At 65.6% G+C, this 16,828-nt stretch carries 14 protein-coding genes and 1 pseudogene; 4 read left to right on the forward strand and 11 right to left on the reverse strand.

Features of this window, described 5'->3' with window-relative positions; all coding sequences use genetic code 11:
• Positions 1 to 4: 4 nt before the first annotated feature.
• The 5 genes from LGR64_RS07885 to LGR64_RS07905 form a co-directional block, all read right to left on the reverse strand.
• Complete coding sequence (locus LGR64_RS07885) at positions 5 to 1,273, reverse strand: ferritin-like domain-containing protein (protein WP_328511964.1); 1,269 nt, start codon at positions 1,271 to 1,273, stop codon at positions 5 to 7.
• A gap of 8 nt (positions 1,274 to 1,281) precedes the next feature.
• Positions 1,282 to 2,148, reverse strand: a complete 867-nt coding sequence (locus LGR64_RS07890; RefSeq protein ID WP_096916728.1) for a phosphate/phosphite/phosphonate ABC transporter substrate-binding protein — start codon at positions 2,146 to 2,148, stop codon at positions 1,282 to 1,284.
• A gap of 63 nt (positions 2,149 to 2,211) precedes the next feature.
• Positions 2,212 to 3,321, reverse strand: coding sequence for an acyl-CoA dehydrogenase family protein (locus LGR64_RS07895; RefSeq protein WP_230355199.1), 1,110 nt, complete (start codon positions 3,319 to 3,321; stop codon positions 2,212 to 2,214).
• A 293-nt stretch (positions 3,322 to 3,614) separates the two neighbouring features.
• Positions 3,615 to 4,844, reverse strand: coding sequence for a sensor domain-containing phosphodiesterase (locus tag LGR64_RS07900; RefSeq protein WP_013801771.1), 1,230 nt, complete (start codon positions 4,842 to 4,844; stop codon positions 3,615 to 3,617).
• Between the two features lie 417 nt (positions 4,845 to 5,261).
• Positions 5,262 to 6,056 carry an AraC family transcriptional regulator gene (locus LGR64_RS07905; protein ID WP_230355200.1) on the reverse strand — a complete coding sequence of 265 codons (795 nt, stop codon included), beginning with the start codon at positions 6,054 to 6,056 and terminating at the stop codon, positions 5,262 to 5,264.
• A 105-nt stretch (positions 6,057 to 6,161) separates the two neighbouring features.
• On the opposite strand from LGR64_RS07905, the gene LGR64_RS07910 reads away from it, so the two are divergent.
• Positions 6,162 to 6,878 carry an aspartate/glutamate racemase family protein gene (locus LGR64_RS07910; protein ID WP_099733283.1) on the forward strand — a complete coding sequence of 239 codons (717 nt, stop codon included), beginning with the start codon at positions 6,162 to 6,164 and terminating at the stop codon, positions 6,876 to 6,878.
• 132 nt (positions 6,879 to 7,010) lie between these two features.
• Here LGR64_RS07910 and LGR64_RS07915 read toward each other — a convergent pair whose 3' ends face one another.
• Positions 7,011 to 8,393: an aminotransferase-like domain-containing protein gene (locus tag LGR64_RS07915; protein WP_230355201.1), complete on the reverse strand. Its 1,383-nt coding sequence runs from the start codon at positions 8,391 to 8,393 to the stop codon at positions 7,011 to 7,013.
• A gap of 175 nt (positions 8,394 to 8,568) precedes the next feature.
• Here LGR64_RS07915 and LGR64_RS07920 point away from each other — a divergent pair, with 175 nt between their 5' ends.
• Positions 8,569 to 8,802, forward strand: a complete 234-nt coding sequence (locus LGR64_RS07920; RefSeq protein WP_012206300.1) for a hypothetical protein — start codon at positions 8,569 to 8,571, stop codon at positions 8,800 to 8,802.
• A gap of 73 nt (positions 8,803 to 8,875) precedes the next feature.
• On the opposite strand, the gene LGR64_RS07925 is transcribed toward LGR64_RS07920, so the two are convergent.
• The 3 genes from LGR64_RS07925 to LGR64_RS07935 form a co-directional block, all read right to left on the reverse strand.
• Entirely contained in the window at positions 8,876 to 10,102 is a 1,227-nt protein-coding gene (locus LGR64_RS07925; protein WP_141831341.1) for a PQQ-dependent sugar dehydrogenase, read from the reverse strand.
• Between the two features lie 114 nt (positions 10,103 to 10,216).
• Entirely contained in the window at positions 10,217 to 10,630 is a 414-nt protein-coding gene (locus LGR64_RS07930) for a VOC family protein (protein WP_230355202.1), read from the reverse strand.
• A 96-nt stretch (positions 10,631 to 10,726) separates the two neighbouring features.
• Positions 10,727 to 11,116: a MerR family transcriptional regulator gene (locus LGR64_RS07935; RefSeq protein ID WP_141832487.1), complete on the reverse strand. Its 390-nt coding sequence runs from the start codon at positions 11,114 to 11,116 to the stop codon at positions 10,727 to 10,729.
• Positions 11,117 to 11,191: 75 nt separating this feature from the next.
• Between LGR64_RS07935 and LGR64_RS07940 the strand changes: the two genes are divergently transcribed.
• Positions 11,192 to 12,301: an SDR family oxidoreductase gene (locus LGR64_RS07940; RefSeq protein ID WP_141831343.1), complete on the forward strand. Its 1,110-nt coding sequence runs from the start codon at positions 11,192 to 11,194 to the stop codon at positions 12,299 to 12,301.
• Between the two features lie 12 nt (positions 12,302 to 12,313).
• The gene (locus LGR64_RS07945; RefSeq protein WP_230355203.1) at positions 12,314 to 13,258 is read left to right on the forward strand and encodes an oxidoreductase; all 945 of its coding nucleotides are present in this window, start codon (positions 12,314 to 12,316) and stop codon (positions 13,256 to 13,258) included.
• Positions 13,259 to 13,298: 40 nt separating this feature from the next.
• Here LGR64_RS07945 and LGR64_RS07950 read toward each other — a convergent pair whose 3' ends face one another.
• Both LGR64_RS07950 and LGR64_RS07955 read right to left on the reverse strand, forming a co-directional pair.
• The gene (locus tag LGR64_RS07950) at positions 13,299 to 14,747 is read right to left on the reverse strand and encodes a DUF1501 domain-containing protein (protein ID WP_141831345.1); all 1,449 of its coding nucleotides are present in this window, start codon (positions 14,745 to 14,747) and stop codon (positions 13,299 to 13,301) included.
• A gap of 55 nt (positions 14,748 to 14,802) precedes the next feature.
• Positions 14,803 to 16,708, reverse strand: a pseudogene (locus LGR64_RS07955) (DUF1800 domain-containing protein).
• Positions 16,709 to 16,828: the final 120 nt, after the last annotated feature.

Here is a 16,828-nt window from a genome sequence, read left to right on the forward strand (position 1 = left end):
CCGTCTACATGAAATTCCTCGTATGCAATGAAGCCAGCCGCTCGGCATGCCCACGCTCGAACCCCAGCCGCAGCAGCTTGGAAAACCGGCCGTCGGCCATGTCGCGCATGAGCTGCTGCACGCGGGCGGCGCCCCGGGCCAGGGCTTCGGGGGTGAGGGCGCCAGCGGCGATGAGGATCAGGGCGTCAAAGACTTCCTCGTTCAGGCCCGAGGTGCCGGCCAGGTTGTCGAAGCGCTGCTCCACGGCCTGGGCCAGCTGATGCTGGAAGCCGGGCTCGTGCTGCAGGCGGTACAGCAGGTGGGACATGCCCAGGGCCACATGGCGCGCCTCGTCGCGCGCGGCCAGGCGGCAGATCTGGCGTGTGAGGGGGTCGGGCGCCTCGGTCTGCAGGAACTGCAGCAGGTGCACGAAGGTGCCTTCGCCCAGCACCGACAGCAAAAAGCCCGCCACGGAAAAATCCGTCTCGTCCAGCAGGCTCTTGAGCGAGGCCTGGCCGCCCGCCGTGGACAGGGCAGGCTCGCGGCCGTGGCGGCGGATGCGGCGCGTGAAGACATCGATGTGCCGCGCCTCGTCGGCCACCTGGATGGCCAGCGCCGCCTGCAGCTCGCGGTAATGCGGGTGCAACTGGCCCAGGAAGCGCGCAGGCACCAGCAGGGCCGCGTTCTCGTTCTCCACCATGTAGGTCATGAGCTGGACGATGGCGTCCTCCACGGGCGCGGGCAGCTCGGGCGCATCGCACCAGTCGATGTCGGTGTCGGCATTCCACTGCGCGGCCACGGCCTGGGCGTAGAGGTCGGCGGCGCTGTCGGTCCAGACCTGCAGCTTGTCGCTGAGCCGGAAATGGAAGGCCGGCGCCCCGGCTTCCACCTGCGCGCCCCGCGCCGCCAGGCCCCAGAAAGGCTGGGCCTGCGCGGCCACGGCATCGCCGCCCGAGCGCGCATCGCTGCGGCCCGTCTGCGCCGCGCCACGCCAGCGCCCGGACTGCGCGCTGCCGCGCGCCACGATGGCCATGGCCTGCGCAGCACCCGCGCCGTCCTCCCAGCGCAGGCCGTGGCCCTGGTCGCTGCACCAGCCCGACAGCTGGGCCTGCCAGCCCGGCGCGCTGCCGGTCACGCGCAGCTGCCCGCCCACGGGCAGGGCGGCCAGCGCGTGCTTGACCAGAAGATGGGCGCCGGCATCGAAGCCCAGGCCCTGCAGGTCGATAACAGGCAGGGTGGAGGCGGGCAGGGTGCGGGCGTGCAGGGCGCCGCTGTCGGAATCAGGCATGGCCATGGCGCGTGTCAGTAACGGTAGTCCTGCACGGTGATGCGGCCTTCGGCGTCGTAGAAGGCCTCGTCCGTCACTGCGCGCTCCAGCAGGCCGTAGCCCGTGCCGCGGCCCGGGTGCCAGACCTTCAGGCCTTCCAGCTCCAGCAGCGGGCGCACGGCCGCGTCGTCCCAGGACATGGCCAGCAGGATGTCGCGGAAGGCGGCGGCGCGTTCGGCATCGATGTGCGGGCCGGCCGTCATGTTGCAGTGGTCGAACGCGCCCGAGGTGGCCAGCACGCGCGTGCCGCCGGCCGGCAGCGTGCCTTCGCGCGCAAAGGCCTGGTAGTTCTTGCCCACCATCCATGAAGCCTGTATCTCGCCGGCCACCATGGCGGCGGCGGCCAGGCGCTCGCCGCCGATGTGGTCGCCGTGCTTGCCGCCCAGCACGTCAAAGCGGCGTGCCGTGTAGTCGCGCCCGGCCAGCAGCCCTTCCTGGCGCAGATGGTCCAGCGGGATCAGCGTGGCCTGGGGCGAATCCACCGCACCGAAGCCCACGGTCTTGCCGCGCAGGTCCTGCACGCTCTGGATGGGGCTGTCGGCGGGCACGACCAGCAGCGAATGCAGGTCCAGATCGGTATCGCGCATGGCGATGGACTCCACGCGCAGGCCGCGCGCGCGGGCCATGCGGTCGGCGCGCACAAAGGCCAGCGGCGAATTCCAGGCCAGGTGCACATCGCCTGCGATCAGCGCCTCGGTCAGCGACTCGTAGTTGGAATAGAGCACGTAGTCGAAGTAGTAGCCGCGCTCGATGAAATACGCCTTGAAGCCTTCCCAGATGGTGATCACCTTGGGGGCGTAGGCCACGGCGCCGAGCTTGATCACAGGGGCGGTTGTCGTCATTCGGAAGTCCTTTGCTGGATGGGGAAGGGGATTGAGGCTATCGACAGGATCTGCGGCGCAGGTTCAGGCAGCGGCGTCGCACATGGCCTTGCCGAGCATGTCGTAGATCACGTCGGTGGTGGGCGCCATGACCGAGGCGGCACGCGCATCGCGGAACAGGCGCTCTATGCCCAGCTCCTTGCGGAAGGCGGCGCCGCCGCACACGCGCATGGCAATGTCGGTCACCTCCAGCGCGGCTTCGGCGGCGGCGGCCTTGGTCTGCAGCAGGCGCGTGCGCGTGTCGGGGCGGGCGGCCTGCACGGCGGCCACGGTGTCGTCGCGCAGCAGGCGCGCCTGCTCCAGGCGCAGCTGGGCGCGGGCCAGGTAGGCGCGGATGGTGGGCAGGTCGGCCAGCGAGCTGCCGCTTTCCGCAAAGCGCGTGCCCGCCACATGGGCCACGGCGCGGCGCAGTGCGCCCTGCATCAGGCCGATGGAGGTGGTGGCGATCAGCGTGGGGAAAAACGGCATCAGGTGGCGGCCCTTCACGGCCTCGCCCTCGCCATCGGCGCCCAGCATGCGGGCGCGCGGCACGCCCACATCGCGCGCCTCGATGGGCGAGGAGGCATTGCCGCGCAGCCCCATGCCGTTGAAGCGCCCGGGAATGGACAGTCCCGGCAGTCGGCTGTCCACCAGCCACAGCGTATTGCCCTCGCCCTGCGTGGCGCGCGAGATCCAGACATAGGAATCGGCCTCGCCGGCCGAGGTGATCATGCTCTTGAGCGCATTCAGGTGGATGACATCTTCAGCGGCGGTGGCCGTGCCCGTGGGTGCCCAGATATGGCTGCGCGAGCCGGCCTCGGACACGGCCAGCGTGGTGATGTGGCGGCCGGCGGCAATGTCGCGGCGCACCGCGTCATCGGCAAAGGGCTCGATCAGCGCCACGCCGCAGTAGTGCATGGTCAGCACCATGGCCGTGCAGGGGCAGTCCTGGGCAATGCGTTCGACGACCTGTACCGCCTCGGCCAGGCCCTTGCCCCGGCCGCCCACCTCGCTGGCGCTGATCAGGCCCAGCAGGCCGGCTGCGGCCAGCGCATCCAGCGCAGCGCGCGGGTAGCGTGCCTGCTCGTCAATCTGCGCGGCCTGGGGCGCGATGATCTCGCGCATGAGGGGTTCGAGTTGCTGCAAAACTTCCATCTGGGTTCACCGTAGGCATGCCCATGGCCGCCTGCCAAGAGGCACTTGCTGGAAGTCTGGGGAAATGCTGGAGCGCCGCGATGGCCGCTGGGCGCGCCTGCCGCATGCAGACCTGCAATGGCGGATGGGCTGGGGGAAAGAATGCGAAAGATTATGCGCCGGGTGCGCGGCGGCCGGGCGCAATTGCCGTTGGCGCTTGATTTCGGTCAATTGGTGGCTGGGTACTGCCTTCGGCGGTTTCGGCCAACAGGCGGCCGGCAGCCAGGCGAGGATGCCTGCTGGAAGATCGTGGTCTATATTGCAGCGCCCATTGCCAGCGCCTCTTGCGGCCCTATCGGCTTGGCAAAAAAGTAGCCCTGGGCCAAATCCACGCCCAGGCTCGCCAGAGTGTTGAATTCCTCGGCTGTCTCCACACCCTCGGCAACCACCACGCTTCCTATCTCGTGCGCGAAGCTCGTGAGGCCCTTGGCCAGCGCACGGCGGCTGCGGTCGGTATCGACATCGTGCGTGATGCTCATGTCCAGCTTGATCATGTCTGGTTGCAGATGCAGTATGTGCCGCATGCTGGAGTAGCCGGCCCCCGCATCGTCGACTGCCAAGGTCGCGCCCCGGCGCCGCAGCGGCGCCAGTGCATCGGCCAAAGCCCTGTAGTCATCCACGGCGGCATGCTCCGTGATTTCCAGCGTCACGCGAGAGAGATCCCGGTCCGAACCCAGAAGCCTGGGCAACTGCCCCGACTGGATCAGCTGCGGCGAGCAGTTGACGGCGAGCAGCCAGTCGGTGGGCAGGCTGCCAAGTGCGCCAAGCGCTGTGTCGATCGCATGGCGCTCCAGCTCCAGCCCCAGCCCCACCTCATGCGCTGCCTTGAACCACTGGTCGGGCGGGCGACGTGGCTCCAGGTCAAAGCGTGACAGACATTCGAAACCGTGCAGCTTGCCGGTCGCGATGGTGTATACGGGCTGAAATACGGGGCGCAGCGCATTGCCTTGCATTGCAAGTCGAATTTCGTGCGTCACTTTGTCTCTTGCATGCCGGACGGCAGAAGTCGCACTGAAATGAAGTCCCAATAAATCGGAGAATGCCCGCAGCAGTGACATATCGTGCGCATTCAGCGCAGGATTGGGCTGGTGGCTGAAGCAACACAAGGTGCCGAACAATTGGTTGTCATCCAGGCGGATGGGAACGCTCAGGTGCGAGCCGATAGGAATGGTGTGCGTTTCCGGTATCTCCTGGGCAGCGGCCAACAGGGAGGTGTCGGGAATCAACTCCGGCAATTCGCCATTGACCACTTTCTGGCAATAGCCCTCGCTCAATGGAATCTTTTGATGCTGGAAAATCACTCCGGCAGTGCTCTCGTCCACATGCTCCAGCACCCGATCCTCTTCCCGGAATCGGGCCACAAAGGCGACATCCATGCCGAGATGCCGACGAACGACAGACAGAACACGGTCGACTCCATCCAGTTCAATGGCAAAAGCGAAAATTCTGCTCAAAGGTGCGAATGTGGATTTACGAAGGGTCATTTCGTTGATCTGCTCTATCAGATGTGTACGCACACTAAATTCACACGCTGCCTGCGGGCTGGCTATCCTCGGTTCCGAGTGCGATGGCCAAGCGGTGCGATATGAATTGATAAAAGGAATGAATTATCATTAAGCCGCTCCATTGACCGATGCGCGGCAAATCGTGGTTGCCACGCGATAGAAAATCCCAATCGAACCACCAGTTGCAAGCTCAATGGCAACCCCGTTTGCAACCCAAAGCAGTAGTGAGAAAAACAGACTTAAGTATGCGCGGTTGAAGTGCGCAGGTCGAGTCCGTCTGTTCGGATTGACAATAGTTATGAAAATCCAACACGGGCAGCTGAAAGGGCCCGGCACTCCCTGGAAAGCCCGTCAAGCCCTATGTCCTGGCTGTGGCTGTCTCAGGTGCTCCATCGGTCATTGCTTGCCCGTGTGACGAATGCGGGCCAGGTACTGGCTGGGCGTCAACCCCAGAGTCTTGCGGAAAGCGGCGCCCATGTGCGACTGATGGCTGAAGCCGCAATCGTGGGCGATACCCGCCAGGGAATGGGTGTCTGCCTGCATCATGGAGCGGGCCGCCTGCACGCGGGTTTCCACAAGAAAGGCATGCGGCGTCATGCCCAGCAGCTGGGAAAACTCGCGCAGAAACTGCAGCGGCGTGCGCTGGACCATCCGGGCCAGCTGGGCAATGCTCAACGGCTGCGCAAACTCGGCCGCCATGCGCTCCAGGACAGGGCGGTACACCGGGCGCAAGGCCTCGACGCGGGCGGTGGGCGCATGGCATTGCCCGGCCATGAAGCACAGCGCGGCCTGCTCAATGGCCAGCGTGTCCGGTTCGGTGCTCAGCAGCAGCTGGCGCAGTTGGTGGGCCATCTGCAAGGCGCTGCGCTGCCCGGGCGTCACAACGCGCCGGGCCTGGGTTGCAGACGCGCCGTCGCTGAGCCATTGTTCCCAATGCGCCTGGGTGCAGCGAACCACCAGGTACTCGCCGCCCGTGGCCGATTCGGAAAACACGTCGACGCCCGGCGGCGTGCATGCCACCGTCCCGGGCCAGGTATCGAAGTCGACCCGGCGATCGCTGGCAATCGCATGCACGCCCTGCTGGCGCTCCAGCGCGATGCCCAGCGAATGCAGGCGGGTCGGGTCATGGCTGCTGTAGGGCGTGCGGCCCAGCAACTGCACCTCGAATCCCGGTGGCTCGTGATCTGTCATCGCTGTATTGCCTTGTATGGCCCTTGCCTTGCCTTGCCTTGCCTTGCGTTCCTGAACTGAAATTTCCTGATAGACGCGAAATCGGCCGCTGCCCACACTGCGGGCATGAACTCAAACCACACGGAAATTCATCGCGTCATCGGTCTCATCGGTGGCATGAGCTGGGAGTCCAGCGCCGAGTACTACCGGCTCATCAATCAGGGTGTGCGTGACAGGCTGGGCCCGCTGCGCTCCGCAAAACTGCTCATGTACAGCGTGGATTTTGGCCCCATCGAGCAGGCCCAGCATGAAGGCCGATGGGACGACGCCGCCGCCTTGCTGGAGGATGCCGCCCGGCGGCTGCAGCAGGGCGGGGCGGACGGCGTGCTGCTGTGCACCAACACCATGCACAAGCTGGCAGACCGCATTGCGGCAGCGGTGCGCATCCCTTTTCTTCACATTGCCGACCCGGTAGCCGACGCAGCCCGCACACGCGGCTACCGGAAGCTGGGGCTGCTGGGCACACGCTTCACCATGGAGCAGCCCTTCATGCGCGAGCGGCTGCAGCAGCAGGGGCTGGAGGTGCTGGTGCCGCAGGAGGCAGACCGCGCCGAGGTGCACCGCATCATCTACGAGGAACTGTGCACGGGCCGGATTCTTGAAGAGTCGCGGCGCACGTATCAGCGCATCATGGCGCAGCTGGCCGGGCAGGGTGCGCAGGCCATGGTGCTGGGCTGCACGGAAATCAGCCTGCTGGTGCGGCAGGAGCATTGCCCTGTGCCCGTGCTGGATACCACCGCCCTGCATGCGCAGGCGGCGGTGGACTTTGCTCTGGAGCCTTGAACGGCCAGCGGGCCATGCCCAGGCCTGCTTTCAAGGGCGTGCACCCCCTGGGGTTGCCGGGGCGCCTTGAGCCGTTGTGGCAACGCATCGGCGCAACGCCTCACGCCTCACGCCTCGATGCGCGCTGAACCGCTAAACCACGGCGGCGCTGAACGACTCGGGCAGGCGCGCAAGCAGATGCGACAGCCGTTGAAGGCCTGCCTGCAGGCGTCCACGGTCCTTGATGCTGCCCAGGGAGATGCGGATGGCATTCACGGATTCGCCGCCGGTGGCAAAGGCCTGTGCCGGCGTGACGGCGATGCCCTCGCTGTCGGCCGCACGCGCAAGCTGCGACGGGCTCCAGTAACTCGGTAGCTCCAGCCATACATGCAGGCCGTCTCCCGCGCCGCTGTACCGGCCGGCCAGCACATCCCTGGCCATCCGGTGGCGCAGGCGCGCCTCCTTGCGCACGCCTTCCATCAATTTTCCGGCCGAGCCGTCGAGGATCCACTGCGTGGCCAGGGCGGCCGTCAGCGGCGTGGCCATCAGCGCAAACGATCTCAGCGCGACCAGGAAACGCTGGCGCTCGTGCGGGTCAGGCAGGAGCACGAAAGCCACCCGCAAACCGGGCGTCAGGCATTTCGAGAGGGTGGAGATGTAGTACACCTGCTCCGGCGCAAACCTGGCGATCGGCGGCGGCGGGGCATCGGCCAGCAGCCAGTAGGGATCGTCCTCGACGATGCGCACATGGCAGCGCTTTGCGATGCTGGCGATCTCTTGGCGCCTGTCCTCGGCAAGCGTGATGGCGGTCGGGTTCTGCAGCGTGGGGTTCAGGTAGACCAGCCCAGGCCTGTGCTGGCGGCATGCCTGCTCAAGCCGCTCGGGCATGATCCCCTGGCTGTCCGCTTGCACCGCAATGATGCGCCGGCCGAACTGGGCCGCTGCGGCACGCAGGCCGGGATAGCTGGTGGGCTCGGTCAGGATCACATCGCCAGGCTCCGTCAGCGCAAGCACCAGGGCGGCAATCGCCGCCTGCGCGCCTGGGCAGACCACCAGCTGCCGGGCATCCACATCTCCGAACATGGGCTCCAGCCACCTGGCGCCCGCCTTGCGGTCGGAGTCGCTTCCCCCGCCCAGGTGGTAGGTCATCAGCAACTGGGCATCCGCACCCATCAGCACTTGCGACAGGCCCTGCTTCAACATGTCGTCCAGGTCCACGCCAGCCGGCGGTGGCGGGGTGTTCATGCTCAGGTCCAGCACGGCATTCAGCTCCACCTTGGGCGCCGCGACATAGGTGCCTCTGGCGCCGCGTCCCTCCAGAAGCTGGCGGCGCCTGGCTTCGTCGTAGGCGCGCGTGACCGTCGTCAGGTCCACATCCAGCTGGGCCGCCAGCCGGCGTTGCGGGGGCAGGCGGTCACCGGGCTTCAGCGATCCGTCTGCCAAGGCTGCCTGCAAGGCATCGGCGATCTGCAGGAATCGGGGGCCGCCCTGCACGGCCAGTTGCGGCAACCAGAGGGGCAAAGGCTCATCTTGCATGGATTTAAGCGGCGACGTATGGGCTCATGTATGGAAATTGCTTTTGGGTAGTATGCGCCACAAGGTGTGGCAGCACCGTGCTTGCAAGGCCGTCGCTGATGCTCTCGCCTCCCATGTCCGGGAGGGCGGCTCCCCACCATGGACAGTGCCAAGTCATTGGCTGGAAGCTCTCAAAATGATCGATTGGGTCCCCATAGTCTTCGTCACCTTCAAGGTGCTCGTGTTCGGCACGGCCATGTTCTTCGCCATCAAGTGGCATTACGACCAAGGCAAGAAGAAGGGGGCGAGCCGGCGCGAGCTGCTCATTGCCAGTGGCAAGATCGTTGCCGTCTTCACGCTGCTGCTGCTGTGCGTGCTGCTCTTCACCTTCGGCCTGGCCACCATGCTGGGCATGGACCTGAGCCTTTGATGGCAGGTGGCGCTGCCAGCGCCGGGCCTGTGCCCGCAGGCCGTGCCCAGCGCGGCAACCATCCCCCAGCTGTCTACTTCGGTGTGAGTCGATACAGACCGCCCTTGCGGTCGTCCTCGATCAGCCACAGCGCACCATCCGGCGCCTGCGCCACGTCGCGGACGCGAAAGCCTACCGTCCAGTGCTCGGCAGGCGTGGCGCTCGCGCCGTTCACCTCGATCCGGTGCAGGGCACGGGTCAGCAGGCCGGACGCAAACGCTGAGCCCTTCCACTGCGGAAACATCTCGCCGCTGTAGAACATCAGGCTGCCCGGCGCGAAGACAGGCGTCCAGTAGATCACGGGCTTGGTGAGGTCCGTTCGCGTATCCGGGCTGGCAATGGGCACGCCGTTGTAGTTCACCGCATAGGAGACCAGCGGCCAGCCATAGTTCTTGCCCGGCTCGATCAGGTTGAGCTCATCGCCGCCGCGAGGCCCATGCTCAAGCTCCCAAAGACGCCCATCCGGCGCGAACGCCAGGCCGTAGGGCGTGCGATGCCCCGTGGACCAGGTCTCGGGCGGCGTCAGATTCGGACCGTCAAAGACAAACGTGCGCAACACCGGCGCGGTCTTGGCGGCTTCGGTGTCCTTGGGCGGATCGATCACAGGAACCGACGTTGCGCCGGTCTGCCCCTGCATCGGATTGCCGGGCGCGGGCTTGCCGTCCAAGGTCAGCCGCAGGATCTTGCCGGCCGGCTGATTCGGGTCCTGGGCAGGCGTGAAGCGCTGCCGGTCCCCGGCCGTGAGGAACAGAAACTTCTGGTCCGGCGAAAAAGCCACGGCGGCACCCACCTGCCCGCCCTTGCCCTTGACGGGGTCGCGCCAGATGACCTTGAGGTCTTCCAGCGCAGCGGTGCCGGCACCGATCCTGAGCGTGGCGCGCGCGAGCGCCAGGCTCGACGTGCCGCGGATCTCTCCGGGCTCCGAATAGGTCAGGTAGATGGCCCCGTCGCTCGCATACGAAGGGGCCAAGTAGACACCGAGCAGGCCGTTCTGGTTTTCATGCAGCACGGGCGGCACGCCGGTGACTTCGAGCTTTTGCCCGTCCTGGGCCGCGAGAAACAGCTTGCCAACCTTCTCGGTGACCAGCATGCGCCCGTCCGGCAGGAAGGCAATGCGCCAGGGCAGATCGAATTGCGCGACCTTGGTGACCTTGAACGGAGGCGATGCAGTGGCAGGCAGCGTTCCCGCATTGATCTGCGCCAACACAGGGGTTGCGACCATGAGCAACCAGGGGATGAGTCCAGACTTCGGCAATCGCATGCTTTGCTCCGCAGTGGGGGACGGGACAGTATCCGCGCATCACCGCCGCACCGCCGAATTCCGGGCTATCTGCGCGGCAAGCCTGAAGTTGCGTCCAGCCGCGTTCAGCCTCGCTCACCCAGCGGATGCAGGCATGGCCGCCGGGTCCATCCACAGCGCCGCCCACATGTGTCCATCAGGATCGGCCAGATCGCGCGTGTACATGAAGCCGTGGTCCTCCATCGGATTCACGTCGGCCTGCCCGCCATGGGCCGCAGCGGCCTCGTTTATCGCATCCACGGCGGCGCGGCTCTCAAGGGCCAGGGAAAGCATCAACCCGCAGGAGCCGGCCGGCGGCAACGGGCGCTGGGTGAAGGTGCGCCACTTGGCATGCGTGACCAGCATGACCTGGATCGCCTCGCTCCAGACCATGGCGGAACCATCCTCACTGCTGAACTGCGGGTTCTGGCTGAAGCCCAGCGCCTTGTAGAAGGCGGTGGAGGCGCCGAGGTCGGTCACGGGGAGGCTGATGAAGAGGGACTTGGTCATGTTTGGCTCCGTGGGTGGGGCTGCAGTTATGGTGGGTGCAGGACTGCTCGGTCAGAACATCCATCATGCAGCACCTGCACTCCGGATGCTGCCCCATTAACTGGAAGAGCCATTGAGTTGCTGAAGCTCAAGTTGCCTGGCCGCACTGGCTTCAAGGTTTGCGCGCTCCGCATCCAAATACCGATAAATGCTCTTGAGGTCAGTGATTTTCTTTCTGATTTCCGCCATCTTCTTTTCAATCAGTCTTGCACCCTCGGCGCAATCTATTGACTTGTTTCTCTGAGCATTCAGAATTTCGCCTATTTCCCCAAGAGAAAATCCCATGCTTTGTGCCCGCTGGATAAAGTCCAGGTCTTGCAGGGTTTGCGGTGTGTAAACGCGATAATTGTTGGTTCGCCGCAAGGGTGAAATAAGACCGATTTTCTCGTAGTAGCGCAAGGTATGGCGCGTGGCGCCGCTGCGGACCTCAAGTTCTCCGATATTCATGGAAAAAATCGCTTGACTGTAGAGTTGAGTCAACAGTCTACACTTGGTTTTTTCATCGTGCCAAGGAGCAGAAAAATGAGCGTGGAGTGCTTTGTTACGGGAGGGACGGGCTTCATCGGTCAGCATTTGCTGTCGTACCTGAGCGCGAAAGGTCACACCATTCGGGTGCTGATGCGTCGCCCGGAGCGCCTCGCTGAACTGCGCCAGCAGGTCGATGGTTTGCGTGGCGTCGCAGCCCGCGTCTTTGCCGTAGCCGGCGATCTGGAGCAAGAAAACCTCGGTCTGAGCCATGCGGATAGAGAGGTCCTGAGGCAGGCCAAGGTCGTATTCCATCTGGGAGCCCACTTCGCCTGGGGCCTTTCGATGGAGCATGCACGTGCAGTGAATGTGGAAGGGGCAAGGCGTGTGGCGCAGTTGGCGGCCGAGCAAGAGAGCCGGTTGGTGATGATTGGTGGCTACATGCTGAAAAACAATGAACATCTGCAACGCATAGGGATTGATCCCGGCCATCCGGAGCTGACGGATTGGCCTGCCATCTATCGCCAAGTCGGTGCTTACGAGGCGAGCAAACTGGAGGCGCACTTCGCGACCCTCAGCTTCATGAATGCCAAGGGTGGAGAGATGACCGTTGTACACCCCGCCACGGTTTGCGGTCATAGCCGCACGGGGCATATAGCGGATGGCCAGCCGCTGGTGGATCTGATACGCAATCTGGTGCAGGGAAAGCTGGCTGCAGTACCCGGTACTGCCGCGCACTGGTTGCCACTGGTCACTGTGGATTATCTGGTCGAGTTGGTGGCGGCTTGCGCCTTTGATCCTTCCATGGTGGGCCAGGAACTGCTGGCCCTCGATGCCCAGAGCCCCGGCTTGCAGGAACTCCTGAAGCAGGTGGCCCAATCTCTTGGGCTGAAGGCGCCCGGGCATCATATTCCGCTGAGATTGCTGAAATGGCTTCTGAGTATTCGTCCCATTGCGAGGTTTTTGAATACCAGCGCCGAGGCCCTGGATTTTATCCAGACAACCCGTTTTGACACGACGGAAGTGGAGAAATTTTCCCAAAGGCACGGAATCACAAAGCCGGATATGCGCCAGTCGTTGAGGAATACTGCAATATATGTCAACTCATATTGCATTCCAAAAGGCAAGGCCCGCCGACTTGTCCATCCACTGCGCAGAACATCATAATCACCGCTTTCAATGGTGCCCGAGTTGCCGCTGCGCACCAAAATCAAGGAGTTCGTTTCAGTGAATCAACCAACCCATCCACGCATTGCGGTGCTGGGGCCCGGGGCAATCGGGACAACGGTTGCTGCTGCGCTGCATGAAGTCGGTCGCACGCCGTTGCTGTGCGGTCGTACGCCGCGCGACAGCCTGACGCTGCACGGCAGCGGTCTTCGCATCGTGGTTCCCGGCCCGGTCAGAACGGATCCGGCCCAGGTCGATGGTCCGGCGGACCTTGTTTTTCTCGCGGTCAAGGCGACTCAAACTGCTGCGGTTGCGCATTGGCTGGCGGCGTTGAGTGGTCCGCAAACCGTGGTATGTGTCCTGCAAAACGGGGTTGAGCAGGTAGAGAGTGTCACCCCGCTGTGCCCGCAGGGGCGAATCGTTCCCGCAGTCGTGTGGTTCCCTGCACAGGCGCAACCCGACGGATCAGTGCTCCTGCGCAGCGACGCCCGGATCAGCCTGCCTGACGAGGCCGCTGCCCTCGTGGTCGCGCAGGCACTGCAAGGCACCCGATGCTCGGTAGACCTGGTTTCGAATTTCAAATCGCTGGCGTGGCAAAAGCTGCTGCAGAACGCAGCGGCCGGGCTCATGGCACTCACGCATCGCCGCTCAGGCATGTTCGGCCGGCACGACATCTCTAAGCTCACTCTGGACTATTTGAGGGAGTGCCTGGCCGTGGCACGCGCCGAAGGTGCTGAACTGGGCGATGAGGTCCCCCAGGCGATCCTCGACAAGTTCCAGGCATTTCCGGCCGACCTGGGCACGTCCATACTGGCGGATCGTGAAGCAGGCCGGCCGCTCGAATGGGATATCCGCAACGGTGTCATCGCGCGCCGCGGCCGGGCGCGCGGAGTTCCGACACCGATTGGTGATGTACTGGTGCCGCTTCTCGCCGCAGCGAGCGACGGCCCCGGCTGATCATTCGTGCCTTGACCATAAAGTCTGCGATCGCAAGGCTTCAGCCCATGAATCCCAGATCGATGGGATATGCCGAGCCGCCGAAGTTGCCGATGTGCGGCAGCACCCCCGCCAGCTCGGTATTCGCCACGCCGAACCAGCGCGCCAGGGTGGCGGCGTACTGGTCCACGGCAGTGCTGGGCAACAGGCGGCCCTGGCCGACATGCCACTGGTCTTCGCTGCCGCTGCCGTTGCCCACGCTGATGGGCGGTGGCGCGCCATAGAAGGACGAGCCACGCACCGCACCGCCCACGACGAAGTGGTGGCTGCCCCAGCCATGGTCCGAGCCGTCGCCGTTGGAAGTCAGCGTGCGGCCGAAGTCCGACGCGGTGAAGGCCGTGACCTTGTCGGCCACGCCGAGTTCGGCCGTGGCGTTGTAGAAGGCCGTCATGGCGCTGCTCACCTTGTCGAGCAGCTGCGGCTGGTTGGCGATCAGGTTGTCGTGCAGGTCGAACCCGCCCAGAGAGACGAAGAACACCTGCCGGCGCGTGCCCAGCGCGTTGCGTCCGGCGATGAGCCGGGCCACCACCTTGAGCTGATCGGCCAGTGGGTTGCTGGCAGGGAAGGCGGTGGACAGGCTGCCGCTGGAGAGGGCCGAAGAGATCTGCCCCTCGGCACTGATGGAGCGCTGCGTGACGCGGGCGTACTCGGCCTCCATCGCGTGGCTGCCGGCCGTCTGCACCAGCTCGCTCAGCAGGCCGCGCACGGCGGTCGATCCATAGACGCTGGCGCCCTTGACGGCGTTGATGGGCACGGCGCCGCCCGGGCTGATCTGGTACTGCAGCGCCTGGTCGCCCGAGAGAAACACGGCGTTGCCCGTGGCCGAGATGCAGGTGAAGAGCGACGTGGCGTTGGACGACAGCGCCAGGTCGCCCAGGTTGCCGCCCCAGCCGAGGGTGGAGCCTTCTGCGCCCTGCGACTGCCAGACCGACTGCTGGTCGTTGTGCGAGAAAAGCTTGGGCGGCAGCGGGTAGCTGCGCCGGTCGCCGGTGGCATATTGGGCCCGCGTGAGCGGCACCAGCAGCGGGCCGACGTTCAGTTGCACCGCCGCGCGGCCCGCGTTGAAGAGGCCGGCCAGGCCTGTCATGGACGGGTGCAGCGCGTACTGCATGCCACCGGCCAGCGCCGTGCGGGGTTGCAGCAGCGTATTGCCCAGCGCGGCGCGGGCCAGGGCAATGCCACCGGCCGTGCCGTCGCTGTTGCCGCCGCGGATGGCGGAGTACTGCCCGTAGCGGGTGCTGTCGTAGGGCACGACGGTGTTGGCGTAATCGCAGCCGCCGTAGAGGAAGACGCAGACCAGCGCCTTGTAGTCGTTCGCCTCGAAGGCGGCGGCCTCGCCCAGCGCGGCGAGGTTCAGGGCGAAGGGCAGGGCGGTACCGGCGGCGGCCAGTTGCGTGCTGCGGCGCAGGAATGCGCGGCGCGTGTGGCGGGCGGGGTCGATGAAGTTCATGGCGATATCGCTTTGCTTTGCAGACGTTCGGTCACCTGTTCGGTCACTTGTTCGGTCACTTCTGCACCAGATATTCGGGGCTGGCCATCACCAGCAGCACGGCGGCTGCCACGCGGTTGAGCTGGGTGGCGGCGTTGCTGGTGGCCGTCACCGGCGTGGCATTGAGCGCTGCCACGATGCGCGCCTGTGTGGCGGCTGATACCTGCCCTGCCGACAGCAGCAGCGCCACCTTGCGCACCAGCGCGGCGGCGTCGGCCACCAGGGGCAGCAGGTTGGCGTAGCTGCAGGTGATGTCGAAGCCGTTGGCTGCGCTGCTGCCGCCCTGGGGCAGGTCAGGCGCGTTCACGTAGTAGCCGAAGCGGATCACGTTCTGCATGAAGTTCAGGTAGCCGCTCACGCTGGTTTCGGTGACGATCTGGAACTCCGGCGCCACCTGGCCCGTCGTGGCCAGGGGGGTGGAGGGCGGCACGTAGCCCGGGCGGAAGAAGTTGAACACCGAGCCCGAGCGCAGCGGGCTCTGGCCGAGGCGGGTGGCCGGGTCGCTCAGGTTGTCGATCTTCCAGGTGCCGCGTGCCGACCTCAGCCCGAAGGTGCGGCCCCATTGCACGAAGCGCACCATGGGCTCGCGCAGGCGGCCGTACTGGGGGCTGGCAAGCCCTGCCGCGCCGCGTGCCTCCGGGTCCAGCAGCACGGTGGCGATCACGGCGCGCAGGTCGCCCCGCGTGCCGCTGCCGTTGTCGGCGAAGGCGGCGGCCACGCGCCCCACATAGGCGGGGCTGGGGTTGCTGGTGACCAGGCGCTGGATCAGCTGTCGCCCGATGAAGGGCCCGACGTTGGGGTGGTTGAACAGCGTGTCCAGCGCCGCCTTCAGCGCCGCTGGCCCCGACGTGCCCGCAGCCACGGTGGTGCCCAGGAAAGTGGCGGCCAGCGTGGAATGGCGCGCTGCGTTGAATGCCATGGGCAGCAGCGCCTGCTGCAGCCCTGTCACCGTGCTGCCGCTCAGGTTTGGTGGGCTGGTTCTTGCTGGTGTCGTAGTCGTAGCCGGTGAAGACGCGCGCCAGGTTGCTCACGTCGGCTGCCGAATAGGTATCGATGCGGTTGCCGCTGCCGTCGCGCTGCTCGGTGCCGTCGGGGTTGAGGCGGTAGAGGCCGATGGTGAACAGCTGCATCACCTCGCGGGCGTAGTTCTCGTCGGGCTGGCGGCCGCTGCGGGCGTCTTCCTTCTGGTTGCCGCGCGTGCTCAGGTAGATGCCCATGGCCGGGCTGAGCGTGACGGCCTCCAGCAGCGTGCGGAAGTTGCCGAAGGCATGCTGGTTCAGCAGATCCCAGTAGCCGGAGGCCAGGAAGATGCTCCACGGCTGCTCCAGCCCGGTGGTGGACACGACCATGATCTCCGACAGCGCCAATGCCACACGCTTGCGCACGGCGTCGCGCTCCGTGAAAAGCTGGCTCCAGAGCATGAAGTCGGAGGGATACGAAACGTTGTCGTAGCGCGTGCCGGCCTCTGCCACGCCATAGCCGCGCTGCATCAGCCAGGCCGTGCCCGTGGTGTCCACGGGCAGCGCGAACTGCTCGGCCAGCCACGGGCCGTAGCCCTTGGCGCGCAGCGCTGCGATCTCCTCGTCGGTGGCCGAGAACTGCGCCTGCAGCAGGAAACGCGCGGCCTCTTCGTCGCTGGCAGGGGTGGCCGTGGTGCCCGTACCGGTACCGGTTCCGCCACCAGGGCCGGTGCCCGTGCCGCCGTTGCCTCCATTTCCGGTACCGGGTGCCGTATCGCCCCCACCGCCCCCGCAGGCCACCAGCAGCGCGGCCGCCAGGGAGGCGGCCATGGCGGGGGGCATCAAGGAACTCTTGGCTTCGTGGCCGAGGTGGTTTGGCTCTGCGCAGGCCGGGTAGGAGTCCGCGGGTGCGCGGTCGGGCGGCTGCAACGTGGAGGCTGCAGCCTGTGGTGTGGGGTGCATTGCGGGGCTTTCAGGCAGTGGCCGGGGCGTGGCAACGAACTGCCTCGCTCTTCGGCGCGTGGCGCAGAGTGTTCCAAGGTTTTCGGATGTGAGTGGACACTTTGCAGTCCTAAAGCGTGT

The organism is Delftia sp. Lp-1 (assembly GCF_020523835.1).
In the GTDB taxonomy this organism is placed as follows: Bacteria; Pseudomonadota; Gammaproteobacteria; order Burkholderiales; family Burkholderiaceae_C; genus Comamonas; species Comamonas acidovorans.